This window comes from Pseudogracilibacillus auburnensis (assembly GCF_003201975.1).
Taxonomy (GTDB): domain Bacteria; phylum Bacillota; class Bacilli; order Bacillales; family Amphibacillaceae; genus Pseudogracilibacillus; species Pseudogracilibacillus auburnensis.
On the sequence record NZ_QJJQ01000002.1, the window covers coordinates 139,880 to 158,734 of the forward strand.

An 18,855-nucleotide genomic window follows, 5' to 3' on the forward strand; every position below is an offset into this window, starting at 1 on the left:
TTATTTAAATAATGCTCATTGTACTTATCGTAGTTTTGAATCATACACTGTTATTTTTCTTTCAACTAAAAAAGGACATGAATTTTTCTATCAATATACGATTTATCTCATCAGTGTCTCCACTTTCAATCTAGTCTGACAATTACAATCCAAGGAGCTCAAGATGTTTCCCAATATGTTTTACTAATGCTTTATTGTATTCTTCCTCACGATCATTTAATGTACCGAAAACATCATTTCTAAATAAATAATCTCCCACTTGATCTTTTTTAACCAAAAGTAGACCATATGTGATATGAAAAAGTTGTCTAGCAGCATCATTATTCATATAGTTAGGTAATTCATTATCTTTAACTTCTTCGAGTGGTAAAACAGTGGACATATTCGGTGTTACATGATAGTGCTTTTGAGCTTCTGAAAAATTTTCTAAAGCAAATGTATGCATTTTCCTATATAAGTTAGGGTTGACAGTTGCTATTACTCTAACTGCTTCAAGCCAATTTGTTCCAGCAGTTTTCACATGATAAATTCCTTTAGTATGTTTTGCAATAATGGGATAAACTTTAAATTTATCACTTCCAGAATGAATACTTAATTTATAACCAAAATGTGCTGCAATTAATGCATGTTCCCTTAGTTCTACTTCAAATTGATGTACATCTCCAATATAATCAATTCCCTTTTGAAATTCTCCACAAAATCTTGGAGCAAGACTGGTAATCGTAATATTATGTCGCTTTAATTCATTGGCTACAAAAAAATGGGACAAAGGGGATGTAATTGTTTCTGTTTCATCAATCGAAAGTTCAAAATCAATTTCTCTCTCCGCTTTAGTAATATATTCATCATATATACAACACGTATAATGAATAGCTTCATGATACAAAAGCACATTCTTCATCAATGTTATTTGATTAAAAGTTAGCGAGAGATCATCAACATTAAAAGTCTTATCTAGATAATTATTATTATAGTAATGTTGAATTTCATCTGATAATTTTTCATACTCTGTTACGATCTCATGATCATTTGCATGTTCAATACTATTATAAATGTGATCTGAACAGTCTAGTGTTATCATGGAACATCCTAAAGACAGAGCATTCTCAATATCTGCCCCTTCTTTTATATGGTCCCCATCAGCTCCGAAACCACCTTTGTATCCTTCTTGGAAGACTGCAAAAGAAGCAGCATCAATCATTTCTTCCATCGTACGGTTCGTTAACGTTAGCTCACGAATACTTTGTTGTGCAAGAATTGGTTTAATACCTTTCTCTTCTACTGTTTGTATATGTCCAGGTGAAGCTAGACCTAATCTATCTCCTAATCCAATTGTTGCAGTTTTAGTGCCAAAAGCTTTGGGGACAGTGTAATCAAAATACTTGTTAAGCACTAAACGATTTTCATGGCTTAAAGGACAATTTTTTCCTTTTTCCACTATGGTCTCCCCACTCAATTCATCAAATAATTTCCCTTTTCCTGCCGCAATGATGCTTTTTTCGTTGTCGACTCTTATCATCATTAGATGAACATTGTCATGTATAGTAAAAGAACGTTCATATCGTTTAATATTTGTCTTCATTTTTCCTTTGGAAAGTGACTCAATGACTTCATTTAAGTGTTCCATAGTATCCTTGTCCTCCAATTTAAAATTTGAATATAGGCATGAAGTGAAAGGTACATAAATATGTTCTTCATGCCCTAAAATTTGCTAACAGTTCTAAAGTTGATTAACATCCAGTAAAGAAGAAGACTCTTTATCTAAATATAAGGTAAAATCCTTATGATCCTTTAATGCAGTTGCTGGTATTTTATTTGTTTTTTCATTCTCCATGGTTTCTTTAATCGCTTTAGCTTTGCTCGAAAATGGTACAGGAGAAATAATTACTTTACTTTGCAAGATTTGATAAACCGACATCGTAATCGCTTGCTTTGGCACATCATCCATCGTTTTAAACCAACCTTCTCCTACTTGTTGCTTCTTACAAGCATCGTCTAAATTGACTAAAATAAAAGGCTCTTTTGTATCAAAATTTGCAGGTGGATCATTAAATGCAATATGGGCATTTTCGCCAATCCCAATGAGTGCAACATCAATCGGGCTTTCACGAATTACCATGTTTAAATTTTTGATATTTTCTTCTATATTTCCTTCTCCATCTACGAAGTATGATTCCTTTAAGGTTACTTTACTTGTAAAACGTTCCTTTAAATATTTCCTAAAACTTGCTTGATGTTTTTCAGATAGATCTACATATTCATCTAAATGAAACATTTCAACTTTTTCCCAATCAACTTCTTGATTGATTAAATATCTAATAGTTTCAAATTGTGATTTTCCAGTTGATAATAATAATCGAGCAGAATTTTTTTCCGCAATCGCTTTATTTAATATCCTTGCACAATGTTGAGCTGTTGCCTCACCCAATTCTACTGAATCTTCCAAAATTTTGATATTCATTGTTTAGCACTCCTATATTCATTTTGAATAATTAAATATCTTTATCTATTCCGTCAATTTCTTCTTCAAGAATTGTAATAAATGTATCTAAATCAATGTCACCCATTAAATATTTTTGAAGGTGCATTGGCATGTTTTTCTCAATAACTGTATATTCACTGTAATATGGTGCTGTTTGGGATATTTCAATAATTTCTACTAATGTTTCTTTCCAATCAGCATCAATTTTTTCAAATCCTGCTTTCATCACTGGGAGCTTCCCCCATTCTTCTGCTACCGCTACTTGAATATCTGGGTTCATTAACGCCTCTTGGATAAATTGTATCGCAAGCTCTTGTTCTTCCGATGCTTTTGGAACGAGAATCCCTGCAGTAAATGCTCTGGAACCATTTATATCCGAACCTGGGATTGGAATAACATCTGTTTTTCCTTCCCCTATAAAGGACACTGCTTCAGCTGCATGAGCACCAGTTTCAAGAACCATCGCCATTTGTCCAGAATTATATGCATTACGTCCTGCATCTTTGTTTGTAAAAGTTTCCACTGAAAAAACGCCATCATCTACTCCTTTTTTCCAAATTTCTAATATTTCACGCATTTTAGGAGTGTCATAAGAGAGAACACCATCCTTCTCATACGTTCCATCCGCTGCAATTTTAGTCGCTAACATCATAGAAGCTGCATTAGGTCCCCATTGGATAGATGTTACTTCTTTCCCATCACCTTTTAATTTTTTAGCATATTCATATATTTCTTCCCACGTTTCTGGAACAAGAATATTCCCTTCCGCATCGACATATTCAGCTTCTTCAAACATTTCAGTATTAATATTAACTGCATATGTCTCTAAGCTTATTGGTATTGCAAATTGAGTATCGTTCACGTTTGCATAGGACAAAGTATTCCCTACAAAGTTATCTTTTGCAGTATCACCTTCAAAAAAATTAGTATCATCAAAATCGATAAGTAAATCCTGTTTTAAAAACTGTACAGCATTTGCTAAACCATCTGTTAAAACAATATCAACGTCTGTTTCCCCTTTACTCCACTTTAATGCGAAGGTAGAGAGTGCATCTTTGTCAGGGTAAGGTTTTAGGTTCACTGTAACGTCTGGATATTTATCCTCAAAATAATTAATAGCTTCATCTAAATGCAACTTTTCTTCCATCCAAGCATCTGGAGCTACATTTAATACCTTTGCCCCATCAGAACTTGTACCACTTCCCTCGACATCATTACTACTTTCCTCAGACTTAGAGCATCCTATCAATAAGACGAATCCAAATAACAATATAGCAATATAACTAACAATTTGTTTTTTAAACATTGTTTACCCTCTCTCCATTTAATATTTTCAAAACAATGTTGAAACAATTTTTCTAAAATACTCTATTTATGCTCACCTCCTTAACCTTTAATAGACCCTTGTGATAATCCTTCGACAACTTGTTTTTGAAATAAGATAAAGATAATGATTGGTGGCAACATGGATAAAGTAATAACTGCAGATAATGTTCCTAATGCCCATGCTTCCCCTTTAAGTAAAGTAAGACCGACAGTTAATGGCATGGCAATTTGATCTGTAGCAAGTACTTTAGCCATTGTATATTCACCCCAAATCACATAAAAGGAAAAAATAATAACGGTAATTAAACCATTTCTGGCCATAGGCAACATTATTCTCCACCAAGTTTGAAAAATTCCACACCCATCTATTTGTGCCGATTCTTCAATCTCTTTCGGAATTCCAATAAATGCAGCTCTCATAATAAAGATTGAAAATGGTAGTCCAACTGCAACATTGGGCAAGATTAATCCTAGTCTAGTATTGAGTAATCCTAAGCTATCTTCTAATAGATACATCGGTATTAGAAAAACAGCTATCGGAAGCGTAATGACGAGTAATAATGCAACTAAAATGATGTGACTACCTTTGAAAGGGAGCCTTGCAAAAGCATACCCTGCAAGCGAACTTAAAATTGCAATTAAAAGTACACCTGAAACCGTTATCAAAACAGAATTCATAAAATAATCAATAAAATGTCCCTCTAGTATACTTTCATAGTTTGTAAAAATTATTTCTCTCGGAAAAAAACTTTGTGGTACTTGAAAGATTTCATTTTCCGATTTAAACGAATTAAATAATGCATATATAAATGGAGTTAAGAAAAATACTGTAGATGTTGCTAAAACAACATATAAAACAACCACCCAAAACCATTTTTTCAATGTGTGTTCCCCCTATATGTCTTCTCGACTTCTATTAATATGGAAGTTTATTAAAGAGAATACTAATGTAATAATCCCTAAAATATAGGCCATTGCTGAAGCATATCCCATTTCAAACCTTGTAAAAGCTGTAAAATAAATTTCTTGGTACATTACTAGTGTGGACGTTCCCGGTCCACCATGTGTCATCACCATTGGCTCTACAAATACTTTTAACGCTTGAATAATTGCCCAAATACCTGTTAATATGTAAGCTTCTCTTAAGTTTGGTAATATGACATAGAAAATCTTTTTCCATCCAGTTGCCCCATCCACTTCAGCTGCTTCCAAAATATCCGGAGAAATCGATTGCAACCCACCTAAAAATAAAATTGTTACAAACCCTATCGTTGCCCATAACCCTACTCCGATAATACTACCCATAGCCGTTTTACCTTCAGTAAGCCAACCTCGTGTTAGCTGTTCTAACCCAAGAATATCACCGAGAAAATAATTCAATAAACCAATATTTTCTTGTAGAATCCATGTAAAAACGATGGAAGCCAATGATAATGGCACTACAATTGGAATAAAGATTGAAGTTCTAAAAAAAGCATTAAACTTTTTCACATTAAAAAGTGTGAGCGCTAAGAAAAGTGAAATAACCATCACTGAGATAAAGTAAATACTAGAATAAATTAATGTATTTTTCATCGAAACTCTAAAAGTCGGATCTTGAAAAGCATTTTTATAGTTCTCAAATCCAACAAAACTAGGTGAAGCATCTGTAACATAGTTATAATCCTGTAAGCTCATAAAAGCACTGTACATGATTGGATAAAACATAAATGCAAAGACAAAAATAAAAGCCGGAAGAATAAATAAAATCCCATAGAGTCTTTTTTGACGTTGCAAACTCATACTTTTTTTTCGTTTTTTAACTTGCTCCATAAGAACCCCCCTTACTCTTATTTATCTCATAGACAATTTCACCATTTGAAATTGTTTTTACTATTTTAAAATTATTATTTTCGTTACTAAAAATAATAAAGTTAGCTGGAGAGTTGACTCGTAAACTACCCGTTCCATCTTTATCTAATCCAAAAAGTTGTGCGGGATGGTGAGAAGCCATCAAAATAGCATTTTTCAAATCACATATCCCCATTTTCACTAAATTTTCCACCCCTCTATTTAAAGGAACGGCAGATCCAGCCAATATATCCGGGGTATTTGCCAGATGTAACAAACCATTTTCCTGTAAAACGACATCTCTATTAATATTTGTTTTATAATTTCCTGGTGGCATTCCAGCCAAACTAACTGCATCACTAGTAATGATTGCTTTCTTTCCTTTTGTTCGAATCATTACTTTTAGCACCGATTTTGGCAGGTGATGCCCATCTGCAATGATCCCGGCCCATAGATTATCTTCTGCTAATTGCGACCATATATAATTTGGATGGCGTTTAATAGATGGATGGGCTCCATTACCTAAATGTGTACTCATCGTAGCACCGGCTTCGACTGCTTTCTGAATATCGTCCTCTGTAGCATTACAGTGACCAATAGCTGCAACAATTCCCAATTCATAAAGAGCTTTAATAAACTCAATTGAGCCCGTTTTTTCAGGTGCTAAAGTAACTTTACAAATAAGATTATTTGAAATGGTGAGCCAATCATTTAATTCTTCTATGTCTGGATCTCTTACCCACTCTTTATTGTGAGCACCTCTAGGTCCGTCTTCTTCCGAAATATAAGGTCCTTCTACATGAATCCCAATAACTGATTTTTTCACAAGTGGATATGTTTCATAAGCTTTTGATATAACCTTTATACAATGCAACATTCTTTCTCTCGTTCCTGTTACAACAGTTGGACAAAATTGTGTTACTCCAACTTTATGGAGCTCTTTCACCACATTTAACACCGTCTCTTCTGTTGTTTCAAATCCATTTAAATCATAACCTCCTATACCATTCACTTGTATATCGATCAGACCAGGGGCTATCCAATGCTTACACTCTTCTTCTGTCTTCTGAATAGAAGAAATAGTGCCATTTTCTACTTTTATTTCAATGGACTCTTCACTTATCCAATGCTTCCCTTTATAAAACATCAAAACTTCCATTCCCTTCTCTATAATAGTTCATACACTATTTAATTTATTGGATGATTCATCTATCAATTTTCTTTCTATTTTCAAACCTACTTATCGCTTCATCTAAATAAGGTAATCCTTCATTGTCTCCATAGACTTCTACTACCATTGCCCCTATTGTGTTAGCAAACTTTAACACTTTTTCAGGTTCCCAATCATGTAACAACCCATAAATTGCTCCAGCACCAAAGCCATCCCCTGCTCCAACGACATCTACCACTTTTGTAGTATGGATAGAATCACATGTATAAAGCTGCTCATTCGTCCATAACTTCGCACCCTTTTCACCTAATTTTATGAATAGGTGAGAAATTGCGTATCTTTTTGCATTATAAATTATTTGATCAACATCTTGAGTGCCAAATAAAAGTTCTGCTTCATCTATTCCAGCTAACAAATAGTCAACTTCTGGTAGCCATCGCAACAATGTATCTTTTGCTTTCTTTTCACTCCAAAGTTTCAACCTGATATTTGGATCTAACGAAATCTTTAATTTATGTTTTTTGGCTAGTTGTATTGCCGCATCAATAATTCCAATATTCCGACTATTTATTGATGGAAATACACCTGATATATGTAATAACCGTGACTTTCTAAACACGTCTTCATTCAACGAACTCGGTGTTAACGTTAGTGTAGGTGATTTATAACGGTAATAATATGTCTCCGAAAAACCTCCCTCTCTTAACTCCTTAAAGTTTAATGAAGTTGGATGGTCTTTGACTAATTTTACTTCTGAAACATCTATTCCTTCTCCACGAAGAAAATTATAAATAAACCTTCCAAACTCGTCATCTCCAATTCTACTAAGAAATGTAGTTTGAAGACCCAAACGAGCACAACCTATAGCAATGTTTAGTTCGGCTCCTCCTACTTTTTTCTTGAATGAATCAACGAACCTTAATGGTCCTGAAACAGATGGATCAAAAGTTATCATCGCATCTCCTATTGTAATAACGTCAATCAATCCTATCACCAACTCTCTCTACTGAACCTCTAACGATTAACGATGGATCATAACGATAAATAGTTGGTTTATTTTTCGTTTGTTTATTATTTATTTTTTCTAGTAATATTTCTGCTGCTTTAGTTCCCATATCAATAGTAGGTTGTACAATTGTAGTTAAAGGCGGTGTATGAATAGCAGCAAATGAAACTTCATCCACTGTTATTAATCCAATATCCTTTCCAATTTTTATTCCGTTATCAAAAGTGTAAGATAATATTTCCATCAACGTTAAATCATTTCCTGAAATAATTGCTGTCGGTGGTTCAGATAGAGTGAAAAGTTCAGTTAACTTTTGTTTAATCAGAGATAATTCTGCTCCTTTTATGTACTCCTGATTAATTTGAATATGTCTCTTTTTTAATGCTTCTTTGTATCCTTGGATCCTCTCTACTCTAGGAGTCACATTATCAATTAAAGAAGTCGTAACAATTGCAATCTTTTCATGTCCATTTTCATATAGGCAATCGACTGCCAGCTCTGAAGCTTTTTTATTATCTAAAAGGACTGTATCGCTATCCAATCCATCCACAATTCTATCTAGGAAAACAAGGGGAAAATTTTCAGAAATCAATTTATTGTACATCTCCAAATTTCCACTAGTTGGAATGACAATTAAACCGTCAATTTGTTTTGAAAGCAATGTCTCTAAATAGTTTTTTTCTTTTTCGGAATCATCATCAGCATTACAAATGATAGTAGAAATACCATTTTCATTACACACGTTTTCAATAGCTCTAATTACTTGCGTGGAATATGCATGTAAAATATTTGCTACAATGACCCCAATCGTTGAAGTACTTTTCTTCTTTAAACTTCTCGCTATTACATTCGGTTGATAATCCAATTCTTTAATTACTTTTTCAATTTTCATGCGAGTTTTCTCGCCCATATAATCAAAACGCTCGTTTAAGTATTGAGATACTGTACTTTTAGAAACACCTGCCTGATTCGCTACGTCTTCAATCGTAATTCTTTTTGTCATTTGGTATCTTCCTTCTCCATTTTATAAACCGATTTACTAAACCGGTTTAGTAGATTATATAATAAATGAAAGCGTTTTACAAGCTTTTTTTTAAAAGATTTTTTATTTTATCTCACACGGAGAAATATATGCTCGTTTTTTGGGTATCTTCCAGTTAAAATACCTTTCTCAATATGAATAGAATTTTTCAATTAAAAATACGCAAAGAAAATAAATTTCATTGCGTATCATTCACGAAAGTTTTTTTCATCTTAATTTCAATCTTTCTTCGCTTTTTATAAAAGTCTTAAAATTTACTTTTTAATTGTATTCCTTAACACACCTATTTGTTCAATCGTAAGTTCTACTTCATCTCCATCTTGTAACCAAGGATGAACGCCTTCTCCGAACTCTAATAAACAACCAGTTCCAACTGTTCCTGACCCAATAATATCTCCCGGATATAGTGTTGTGCCACTTGATGCTTGGGCAATCATTTCGTTAAATGAATAATAAATATTTTTGAAATTTCCTCGAGAAATAACTTTTCCATTGACAGAAGCTGTCATTTCTAAATCAAATCCTTTATTTTCTCGAAATGGCTCAAGTACCTTTGGCGTAACAATACAAGGTCCAATGGAAGTAGCAAAATCTTTCCCTTTGGCGGGTCCAAGTCCAATCGGCATTTCTTTTAATTGGAGGTCACGTGCAGACCAATCATTAAAAATGGTATAACCAAAAATATATTCATCCGCTTCATCGACCGAAATGTTTTTCCCTTCTTTTCCGATGACGATGGCAATTTCTAATTCGTAATCCAGTTTTTCACAACCCGGTGGTCGTTCAATCCCCTCATTTGGATCATGAATGGTCGTATGATTAGTAAAATAAAATGCAGGTATTTTATACCAATTAGGATGTACTTGAATACCACTCGTTTTAGATGCATTTACGATATGATCTTCAAACGCCATAAAATCTCTTACACTATTTGGATTTCCCAATGGTGCATGCAGATTTACTTCCGTCACCGGAATACTGCTATTTTGGTCTATGTTATGATTTACTATTTCTTCTAGAATCGGCAAATTTCTTTCAGCATCTTCAATAAAAGAACGCATTGTATGTGGTAGTTTACCTTCACTAATTTCCTCTATTGAATATACGTTATCATTGATCATCATCCCCGCTTGTTTTTTTCCATCAGCGATCGAGTATGTGATAAATTTCATCGTTGTCCATCTCCCCTAATAATGCTTCTTTCCCCTTCGCCGTTAAAGCAACACTTCTACGCCAAATTCCTTCTTCTTTCAGATAACCCTGTTCGATTAGTTTAGCTAATAGGACTGAAAGCCTTAATGAATCAAATTTTTCAGCTTGAAGATATTGATTTAAAACGTCAGGACCTTCCTTTAATTTACGTAAAATAACTTTCTCTTCCTTATTCATGTAGTAATCTGTAGACCCTTTTGAAATATCGATCGTCACATGACGATAACCTTCATCGGTCAGTGTAAAAGAATAGAATCCTGGTCCTGAATACTTCTCTCTCGTCAACAATAACTTTTGATCTAATGATTCAATAATTTCATTTGTTTTTGAAGAATCTGTACCAAACATATCTGTCACTTCCGCCATTGTATGATAACCCTCAGCAATTAAATTTAGTGCTTTAATTTCATCCCCTGTTAAAGAAGAGAATGATGGAGCTTTCTCTTTCCAATTTGGCCTTGAGTAATAATTTGGTTCAGATAATAAACTAATTACAATCGTTGTCACTAATGTAAATACAAGACCTACGACACCAATATGTGTGTAGTTGGAGATCACAAATATTCCCGTTAATTCAAGCACTGTTAGTAATGCTGTTATAGACATGCCAAGAACTGCTCCATAGAACGCTCCCGCTTTTGTCGTTCTCTTCCACCAAACTCCTAAGAAAACTAAGATAGAAGGTGCCCCTAACCAGGCTGTTGAAAAAGCGAATAGGTAGAGCGGTCCACCCGGATAAAAGGATAATAACCAAACAAGTATCCCTAAAATGAGTGTAATGATTTTTGACGGCATCGTTAGTTGTTCACTTGTAGCATTAGGGTGTAAAAACCGTTGATACAAGTCACGAACCGCCGTACTTGACGCACCAATTAAAGCAGTTGTGGAAGTAGATATCGATGCCGCTAACGCACCAATTAAAGCTAATGCCGCCACACCAATTGGTAAAGCTTTTAAAACTACACCAAAAGCAGACATAGGGTCGGTATCACCATGTGGTGCAAAATGATCAGGAAAAATCGATGCCGCATATACACCAACAATAGCTAATATTGTAATTGGAACGAAAACAAGCAACATGGCACCATAAATAAAACCGTTTCTAGCAACTTTTTCATTTCTAGCAGAAGAAACACGTAACCAGTAATAATTATTTCCCCAGACTAAAAAACAACCGAATAATATGGTGAATGTGAGTACACTTGGGTATTGTAATGAAAAAATTGGTAAACTTTGATCGGCAATTCCCGCAGTAAAAAAACCTTTATTTCCGGACCAATTGTTTAGTAAAAAGCTCGAGCCACCATATTTCATCAGTAACGCGATCAACATAACTGGAAGTGCAATTAACCCTACACACATTTGCATAAAATCTGTTAATGTAACGGCCCAAAATCCTCCAATATACGTAAATAAAAGAAATAAGAAGAAAATTACTGCCAAAGTGCCTAGTAACGACCACCCAGTAAACCCTGTAGTTACGATAGCCATCGAAACGACATTGTTCGCCATAATTCCGAGCAAACCTAAAATGGTAGCTAATGTTACTAATGTTCTCGTTCGACTGTCAAAACGCATCTCGAGCCATTCTGATAATGTATGTGCCCCTGATCTTCTAATATAAGGTGCAAACACAATCCCATATAGTGCAAGTCCACCAAAACCGTAAATAATCCCAAATCCAACAGCGCCCCAAAACCCTGTCATAATGGCTAGTCCTGGTCCTAATGTAATAATAGTTCCTGCAAACCCAATTGCCGCAACTCCAAATATGTTTACAAGTAATCCCACTTCTCTACCAGCGATAAAAAAGTCGTTCGAATTGCTTACCCATTTCTTTGTTATGAATCCCCCAGCTAATAACAGTAATAGAAATGCAATAAACATGATTAAAAATACGGTGTTAAACGCCATTCAATTCTCCCCTTTATTAATCAAATATGGCAACAGGACGAGCCCATCCTGCACTTGCACCAGATATTTTTACTGGAAAACAGGCTACCTTAAAACCGGTTGGACTTGGTAACTGATCTAAGTTTGCTAGTTTCTCAATTTGACAATACTCCTTTTCTTTTCCAACAAAATGTGCTGCCCATAAAATATTGTCTGCCTTCGTTTGGCGGTATTGCTCAGCTTGTAATGGCAATGGAATGTCCCATCCCCAACCGTCCGTTCCCATTACTTTAATTCCTTTCTCTATTAGCCAACGGGTCGCTTCCGCTGAAGCCCCTGCGTGGGACATGACGTAATTTTCTTGATAGTAGTTTTTATCTGCATCTGTCCTAATCAGGACAATATCATATGGCTTCAATTCGTAATTCATCTCTTGTAACTTTGCTTCAAAATCTTCTACTTGAAGTTCATATCCTGGTGCTTTATTGCTAAAATCAAATAACACTCCATTCCCGAAAAACCATTCTAGTGGCAGCTCATCTATCGTTCTTGCTTTTCTCCCTTCTGAAAATGGAGCATAATGCCAAGGCGCATCTACATGAGTTCCTGTATGTGTCGTTAGAGTAACATTCTCAACAGCCCAAGCTTTACCATCAGGAAAGTCTGTCGCTTCTAAACCTAAAATTTCCGCTGCTTGTTCCGCTCCTTTTTCATGTGCATCATATTCGATTTTTGGCGGAAATGGTTCCTTCGCCTGATTATCCATTGGGACACTTAAATCAATTATCTTCATTCGTTTCTTCTCCTTTTTTGATATAAATTGTTCTTCGTTTCCTTTTTCTCCTTTAAAACTTGTGTAACAAGTCCTCAAACTCATCCCCATACTTTTCTTTCATAACGTCACCGAAATCATTGATAACTTGGTTGATATAAATGTCATGTCGTATGTAGTTTTCAGCAACTTTCACTAGAGCAGCATGACTAGAGATTATTCCGTGAGGTGGACTTTCCATATTTAAAACAAAGACAGTTTCCTGGTCAAACACGGCAACAAGTTCGCCCAAATGTCTTTCGTTTGTAAATCTTCCTTGATGATGCCCAAAGCCCTCCCAAAGAAACTCTTGAATTCCTTTTGGATCGAATAAAATTGACTTAATATCTACCCCCTTATTGAATGCGCTTTCAAATTCATCTTTCAGTAAGAGAAATTCCTTGCTCCAACAACTAAATAATATGGATTGTTCCGCTTTATTAATTAATTGCTTTAACAAGTCGACATTGGCTTCATAACCTTCCATATGATAAAGCCTAGACCAATCTTCCTCAATACGTGGTTGGATATTTTTGAAGTAGTTTTCCATTTTACCCATATTGTCTTTGTGCGAGTCTTTTAGATTTTTCAACAACTCTTTCCAAGGAAGCGGAGAATAAAATTTCTGACCACTAGGAGTCCCGTTATTCATTAGAAAAACGACATCTCGATCAATCAGTTTAGGCAATGTTTGATAAACCTTCGCACTCGGAACACCAGACTGAACAGCTATATTATTGCCATTCATAGGACTTTGTTTCAACAGCGCAAGGTAAATTTTTGCTTCATACTCGGAAAAATTATACCTTTTTAAAACATCAATAATTTCCATCTTTTTATCACCAACCTAAAATTATACCACCGTGGTAGTTTAATTATATTAATATACTATAATTACCTAATTTTTTTGTCAATACTAAAATGAAATTTATTTTTTATTTAAGAGTCAAATTGCCACTAAAAGCAAAAACAATAACCATCCTTCACTCTTAATGAAAGGGATGGTTATTAGTATTAACTATATTTTCTTTTAGACAACAAAACGGCTTGAAAGAGCTATATTGGTCTAAAAAATCAGTCACGCCGCATGGTGAGTTGTACATAAGGAAGTCTGCATATAATCTTTCTCATATACCGGCTCCTTCAAAGGAATAGCTATTACATAGATAAAAAAATGTTTTTATCTTTGTTACTTACAATCGCTTTACGTCAAGCGTTAACACAAATGAAATAAAGGCTTCTACGATATTTAATTGTAATGCATCTGTATAATAATACATCGATGTGTCACGAGTTAGAGGCTTTCCAAAAGAATCATGTAATGGCTTAATCGTTAATTCCTTATAAGGATCTACCACTAACTGTGCTAAAATACCATAGCCTAATCTATGTAAGATCATTTCTTTACAAGTTTCCACCTGATTCACATAAATGTTCGTATACGACTCGTCTTGATAGTTTGTATACCACCATTTATCAATCGTATCTTTCATAATTCGATCGGTATGGTAATCAATTCTAGGTAACGAAGGGAGCTCTTCCCATTCAAACGACCAAGGAGCTGCAACACAAACATTTTCTTCATATAGTATTTCTCTACTTTCTTTCCAAGGATAATCACCTTTTATAAATCCAATATGAACATCGCGATTTAATACCATACGATACATTTCACTACTCCAACCAGTTACGACTTTACATTCAATTCCCGGATGTTCCTGTTGAAATAGGCTTAGTAGTTTCGGCATTTTATAACGCGCAAAAAAGTTCGACACACCCACTTTTAATGTCCCAGTCACCATGTTTTTCATATTATTTAATTTTTCCTTTAGTTTTTCCTGTTCACTTAGCATCTTTTGAGCATGTTTCACTAAGACCATACCTTCAGGGGTAAATGCAATTCCCCTTCTTTTCCGGAGGACAATTTGTAAACCAAAATCTTCTTCTAACTTTTTCAATCGAGAAGATAAAGTAGATTGTGAAAGATATAATTGTTCAGAAGCATGCGTAATATTCATTGTTTCATATAACGTGCTTAACAGTTCCCAGTCTCGAATATGCACCCGCGCTTCCTCCTTCTATTCAGCCATCGATTTTATCAATGTCTAGTAATCATAAATATATACTTCAAAAAAGTAAAAATCAACCATATAGTGAATATAGTAGCTATTTTGTATGTTCAAAATAGAGTAATAGAATTAGAGGAGGTATTTTATTTTGAGTGTTTCATTTGTTCAAGGGCTTGAAAATGTTGTTGTAAGCGAGACCGAAATTTCTTTTTTGGACACAGATGTGGAAAAGATTGTGATAAGGGGACAGGATTTAATCGAGCTTTCCTCTACAAAAAGGTATCTAGACATTGTGTATCTTTTGCTGGAGGGCGAATTGCCAGATGAGTCAAAACGACTTATGTTACAAAATGATTTATCGGAAAAACAAACAATCCCTAAAGAGTTACTTCAAGTGTTTTCGTTATTTTCAAAAGACTATCACCCAATGGATGCCCAGCGTACAGGAGTTTCCATACTAGCAAATTATGATTCCTATATAGGTGACAATTCTGCGGCAATGAATAAACAGCGAGCTTATAAACTACTTGCTCAACTTCCAACACTGACTGCAAACAGTTATCGTATATTAAACAATCAGGAAGTCATCTCACCTTTAAATGACTTATCCTACAGTGCCAATTTTTTATATATGATCACTGGTGACATTCCCTCAGAAGAGGAAGAAATAATATTCGACAAATCCTTGTTACTTTATAGCGAACATGAAATGCCAAATTCAACTTTTACGGCTCGCGTAATCGCTTCAACTAACGCTGATTTATACAGTGCCTTAACAGGTGCGGTTGGTTCCTTAAAAGGAAATCTACATGGAGGAGCCAATGAAGCAGTAATGTATTTACTAAATGAAGCTGGAAATGTAAAACAATTTGAAAAAATACTATATGAGAAATTACAAAATAAAGAAAAAATAATGGGCTTTGGTCACCGTGTGTATATGAAGAAAATGGATCCTCGCGCTCAAATAATGAAGGAATCCCTAAAAAGTCTTTGTAATCATGATGGAGATGATACACTACTGGAAATGTGTGAAGCTGGAGAAACAATCATGAGAGAAGAAAAAGGATTATTCCCAAATTTAGATTACTATGCGGCACCAGTGTATTGGAAATTGAATATTCCAATTCCACTTTATACACCGATCTTCTACTGTTCTAGAGCAGCTGGCCTTTCTGCACATGTGATAGAGCAACATGATAATAACCGTATCTTCAGACCGAGGGTGAACTATATTGGGAAGCAGTACTAATACAACTGGCAGGTTGGATGACTTCTTCCCAATAAAACTGATCATGCCATCAGTTATTATACCAACTATATGACGGAAAGGAAAGATTTTGCTTGTTAAAAACGAATGAACGCACAAAAACAGATCAGATCATAGAGGAAATCACAGACTATGTATTAAATAAAGATATTACAAGCGAGGAAGCTTTCACAACAGCTAAATATGTTTTGTTAGACACTATTGGATGTGGCATCCTTGCCTTAAATTACCCAGAATGTACAAAACTTCTAGGCCCCCATGTGCCCGGAACTATTGTACCTAATGGAGTTAAAGTGCCAGGAACAAGTAATGTACTCGACCCTGTAAAAGGCGCATTTGATATTGGAGTGCTAGTAAGATGGTTAGACTTTAATGATACATGGTTAGCCAAGGAATGGGGACATCCATCCGATAACTTAGGTGGCATTTTAGCGGCAGCAGATTATGTGAGCCGGACACGAATTGCAAACGGTAAAACCCCATTATTGGTAAAAGAAGTATTAGACATGATGATTAAAGCACATGAAATTCAAGGTATTCTAGCTTTAGACAATAGTTTAAATCGTGTCGGACTCGATCACGTCTTTTTTGTTAAACTTGCTTCCACAGCAGTCGTGACAAAAATGTTAGGCGGTGGCCGGGAAGAAATCAATAATGCCTTGTCTAATGCTTGGGTAGATAATGCTTCTTTACGGACGTATCGCCATGCTCCTAATACAGGATCAAGAAAATCATGGGCTGCTGGAGATGCAACGAGCCGAGCTGTATTTTTAGCTCAAATGGCGGTAAAAGGAGAAATGGGTTATCCAAGTGCTTTAACAACACCTGGATGGGGTTTTCAAGAAGTCATGTTTAATAGTGAAACGATGACGTTACAACGTCCGCTTGACTCGTATGTCATGGAAAACGTATTGTTTAAAGTATCCTTCCCAGCTGAATTCCATGCACAAACTGCAGCAGAAGCTGGCGTAGTTCTACACCCAACTGTAAAAGATCGACTTGACGAAATTAAAGAGATTACCATTACGACCCATGAATCTGCAATTAGAATTATTGATAAAACAGGACCATTGCATAATCCAGCAGATAGAGATCATTGTTTGCAGTATATTACAGCGATTGCTCTTATGAAAGGCAATATCGTTGCCGAAGATTATGAAGACGAAGTAGCAAAAGATCCAATGATCGATGCATTACGTGAAAAAATGATCATTAAAGAAGATCAACAATATACGAAGGATTACTTAGATCCCGAGAAACGATCCATTGCTAATGCTGTCCAAGTTACCTTTACAGATGGAACGATGACAGATAACATTGAATTTGAATATCCATTAGGACATCGTTTCCGAAGAGAAGAAGCATTTCCGCAAATCATTCATAAGTTTAAGGAAAACATAGCAACACAATTTGCGGATAAACAAAGAGATGAAATCGAAAAAGCTTGTCTAAGTATGGAAGAACTTCCTAAGATGAATGTAAATGAATTTACAGACTTATTTGTTAAATAAGCAACATATAGACGTTGCTAAACATTACTGAATACACTTTAGGAGGTTAAATCATGGCATGGATTGTTCATAAACAAACTACCCAAATAGAGTTAGCAAAACAATTTAATACGCTAATTCATGAAAAGGAAATAGTACAAATACCCGGTGCACACGATGCAATGGCAGCTCTCATTGCTAAAAAAGCTGGGTTTAACACACTTTATTTATCAGGTGGAGCCTTTACAGCGAGTAAAGGACTACCTGATCTAGGCATCATTACATCCACAGAAGTAGCGGAACGGGCACAAGAATTAATTCGTGCAACTAATTTGCCAGTACTTGTCGATATTGATACTGGATTTGGTGGTATATTGAATGTCGCTCGTACCGCAATGGAGATGTTGGAAGCAAGAGTAGCAGCTGTTCAAATTGAAGATCAGCAATTGCCAAAGAAATGCGGACATTTGAATGGAAAACAACTCGTCACAGCTGAGGAAATGGTTCAAAAGATTGAAACGATTAAAGAAGTCGCACCTACTTTAATCATCGTCGCCCGTACCGATGCTCGAGCAAATGAAGGCATTGAAGGTGCAATGAAACGTGCACAAATGTACGTAGAAGCAGGAGCAGATGCTATTTTCCCTGAAGCGTTGGAATCAAATGAAGAATTCGATCTTTTTTCAAAGAATATAGATGTTCCTTTATTGGCCAATATGACTGAATTTGGGCAAACCCCTTACCTAACAGCTAAGCAGTTTGAAAAATTAGGATATGCAATGGTCATTTATCCAGTTACTTCCTTACGTGTTGCCGCCAAAGCATATGAAAGAGTATTTGATTTGATCAAAGAAGAAGGAACACAAAAAGAAGCCGTTACAGATATGCAAACAAGAAAGGAACTATACGAAACAATTTCCTATAATGATTTCGAGAACCTTGATCACACGATTGCTAAAACAGTCTTAACTAAAAAACAATTATAAAAGTTAAGGATAAGAGGAGACTGGGACATAACTAAAACGAACAATTCTAAAGACGAACAATGCATTACATACGTAGACTCCTGGTCGGCTAAAAGCGGTCACGTCCTAGGACTGGGACTGCGCTAAATGCTCGTCCCATCGAAAAGCGTTTGTGACCAACGCTCGACACTAGTACGTCCTGGGACTGCGATAAAATCTCGTCCCATCGAAAACATTGTGCGTCGGAGGCTCACTAGCCGCCCGCGGTAAAGGAGACACTGTGAAAACAAG

General features: G+C 35.4%; 16 protein-coding genes. 3 read left to right on the forward strand and 13 right to left on the reverse strand.

The annotated features are described in order from the left end of the window. Positions 1-142 precede the first annotated feature (142 nt). From DFR56_RS03735 to DFR56_RS03795, 13 genes are all read right to left on the reverse strand, one after another. Positions 143-1,627, reverse strand: a complete 1,485-nt coding sequence (locus DFR56_RS03735; protein ID WP_110394093.1) for a tagaturonate epimerase family protein — start codon at positions 1,625-1,627, stop codon at positions 143-145. Between the two features lie 93 nt (positions 1,628-1,720). Continuing rightward, positions 1,721-2,461, reverse strand: coding sequence for a 6-phosphogluconolactonase (locus DFR56_RS03740; RefSeq protein WP_110394094.1), 741 nt, complete (start codon positions 2,459-2,461; stop codon positions 1,721-1,723). Between the two features lie 31 nt (positions 2,462-2,492). Continuing rightward, entirely contained in the window at positions 2,493-3,788 is a 1,296-nt protein-coding gene (locus tag DFR56_RS03745; protein WP_110394095.1) for an ABC transporter substrate-binding protein, read from the reverse strand. Between the two features lie 80 nt (positions 3,789-3,868). After that, positions 3,869-4,690 carry a carbohydrate ABC transporter permease gene (locus DFR56_RS03750; protein WP_207518899.1) on the reverse strand — a complete coding sequence of 274 codons (822 nt, stop codon included), beginning with the start codon at positions 4,688-4,690 and terminating at the stop codon, positions 3,869-3,871. 12 nt (positions 4,691-4,702) lie between these two features. Beyond that, entirely contained in the window at positions 4,703-5,620 is a 918-nt protein-coding gene (locus tag DFR56_RS03755; protein ID WP_110394096.1) for a carbohydrate ABC transporter permease, read from the reverse strand. Then, positions 5,607-6,785 carry an N-acetylglucosamine-6-phosphate deacetylase gene (gene nagA, locus DFR56_RS03760; RefSeq protein ID WP_158525492.1) on the reverse strand — a complete coding sequence of 393 codons (1,179 nt, stop codon included), beginning with the start codon at positions 6,783-6,785 and terminating at the stop codon, positions 5,607-5,609. The genes DFR56_RS03755 and nagA overlap by 14 nt, the downstream gene beginning before the upstream one ends. 58 nt (positions 6,786-6,843) lie before the next feature. Continuing rightward, positions 6,844-7,794 (reverse strand): sugar kinase, encoded by a 951-nt coding sequence (locus tag DFR56_RS03765; protein WP_110394098.1) that lies wholly within the window; start codon positions 7,792-7,794, stop codon positions 6,844-6,846. Continuing rightward, positions 7,787-8,818 (reverse strand): LacI family DNA-binding transcriptional regulator, encoded by a 1,032-nt coding sequence (locus tag DFR56_RS03770; RefSeq protein ID WP_110394099.1) that lies wholly within the window; start codon positions 8,816-8,818, stop codon positions 7,787-7,789. Before DFR56_RS03770 ends, DFR56_RS03765 begins: the two co-directional genes overlap by 8 nt. Positions 8,819-9,111: 293 nt before the next feature. Continuing rightward, the gene (locus DFR56_RS03775) at positions 9,112-10,029 is read right to left on the reverse strand and encodes a fumarylacetoacetate hydrolase family protein (protein ID WP_110394100.1); all 918 of its coding nucleotides are present in this window, start codon (positions 10,027-10,029) and stop codon (positions 9,112-9,114) included. Next, positions 10,001-11,983: a sodium:solute symporter family protein gene (locus DFR56_RS03780; protein WP_110394101.1), complete on the reverse strand. Its 1,983-nt coding sequence runs from the start codon at positions 11,981-11,983 to the stop codon at positions 10,001-10,003. Before DFR56_RS03780 ends, DFR56_RS03775 begins: the two co-directional genes overlap by 29 nt. Before the next feature lie 16 nt (positions 11,984-11,999). Next, positions 12,000-12,755, reverse strand: coding sequence for a cyclase family protein (locus tag DFR56_RS03785; protein WP_110394319.1), 756 nt, complete (start codon positions 12,753-12,755; stop codon positions 12,000-12,002). A gap of 52 nt (positions 12,756-12,807) precedes the next feature. Continuing rightward, positions 12,808-13,605, reverse strand: coding sequence for a TrmB family transcriptional regulator (locus DFR56_RS03790; protein ID WP_110394102.1), 798 nt, complete (start codon positions 13,603-13,605; stop codon positions 12,808-12,810). A gap of 361 nt (positions 13,606-13,966) precedes the next feature. Further along, positions 13,967-14,836, reverse strand: a complete 870-nt coding sequence (locus DFR56_RS03795) for a LysR family transcriptional regulator (protein ID WP_110394103.1) — start codon at positions 14,834-14,836, stop codon at positions 13,967-13,969. 154 nt (positions 14,837-14,990) lie between these two features. Between DFR56_RS03795 and mmgD the strand changes: the two genes are divergently transcribed. From mmgD to prpB, 3 genes are all read left to right on the forward strand, one after another. Further along, on the forward strand, positions 14,991-16,091 hold the full coding sequence (gene mmgD, locus DFR56_RS03800; protein ID WP_110394104.1) for a citrate synthase: 1,101 nt from the start codon (positions 14,991-14,993) through the stop codon (positions 16,089-16,091). Between the two features lie 92 nt (positions 16,092-16,183). Then, complete coding sequence (locus DFR56_RS03805; RefSeq protein WP_110394105.1) at positions 16,184-17,620, forward strand: bifunctional 2-methylcitrate dehydratase/aconitate hydratase; 1,437 nt, start codon at positions 16,184-16,186, stop codon at positions 17,618-17,620. 53 nt (positions 17,621-17,673) lie between these two features. Further along, positions 17,674-18,585: a methylisocitrate lyase gene (gene prpB / locus DFR56_RS03810; protein WP_110394106.1), complete on the forward strand. Its 912-nt coding sequence runs from the start codon at positions 17,674-17,676 to the stop codon at positions 18,583-18,585. Positions 18,586-18,855 lie beyond the last annotated feature (270 nt).

Coding starts and splice junctions, on each gene's coding strand:
- DFR56_RS03735 (WP_110394093.1), bottom strand. CDS start 1,627: ATGGAACACTTAAATGAAGTCATTGAGTCACTTTCCAAAGGAAAAATG.
- DFR56_RS03740 (WP_110394094.1), bottom strand. CDS start 2,461: ATGAATATCAAAATTTTGGAAGATTCAGTAGAATTGGGTGAGGCAACA.
- DFR56_RS03745 (WP_110394095.1), bottom strand. CDS start 3,788: ATGTTTAAAAAACAAATTGTTAGTTATATTGCTATATTGTTATTTGGA.
- DFR56_RS03755 (WP_110394096.1), bottom strand. CDS start 5,620: ATGGAGCAAGTTAAAAAACGAAAAAAAAGTATGAGTTTGCAACGTCAA.
- nagA (WP_158525492.1), bottom strand. CDS start 6,785: ATGTTTTATAAAGGGAAGCATTGGATAAGTGAAGAGTCCATTGAAATA.
- DFR56_RS03770 (WP_110394099.1), bottom strand. CDS start 8,818: ATGACAAAAAGAATTACGATTGAAGACGTAGCGAATCAGGCAGGTGTT.
- DFR56_RS03775 (WP_110394100.1), bottom strand. CDS start 10,029: ATGAAATTTATCACATACTCGATCGCTGATGGAAAAAAACAAGCGGGG.
- DFR56_RS03780 (WP_110394101.1), bottom strand. CDS start 11,983: ATGGCGTTTAACACCGTATTTTTAATCATGTTTATTGCATTTCTATTA.
- DFR56_RS03785 (WP_110394319.1), bottom strand. CDS start 12,755: ATGAAGATAATTGATTTAAGTGTCCCAATGGATAATCAGGCGAAGGAA.
- DFR56_RS03790 (WP_110394102.1), bottom strand. CDS start 13,605: ATGGAAATTATTGATGTTTTAAAAAGGTATAATTTTTCCGAGTATGAA.
- prpB (WP_110394106.1), top strand. CDS start 17,674: ATGGCATGGATTGTTCATAAACAAACTACCCAAATAGAGTTAGCAAAA.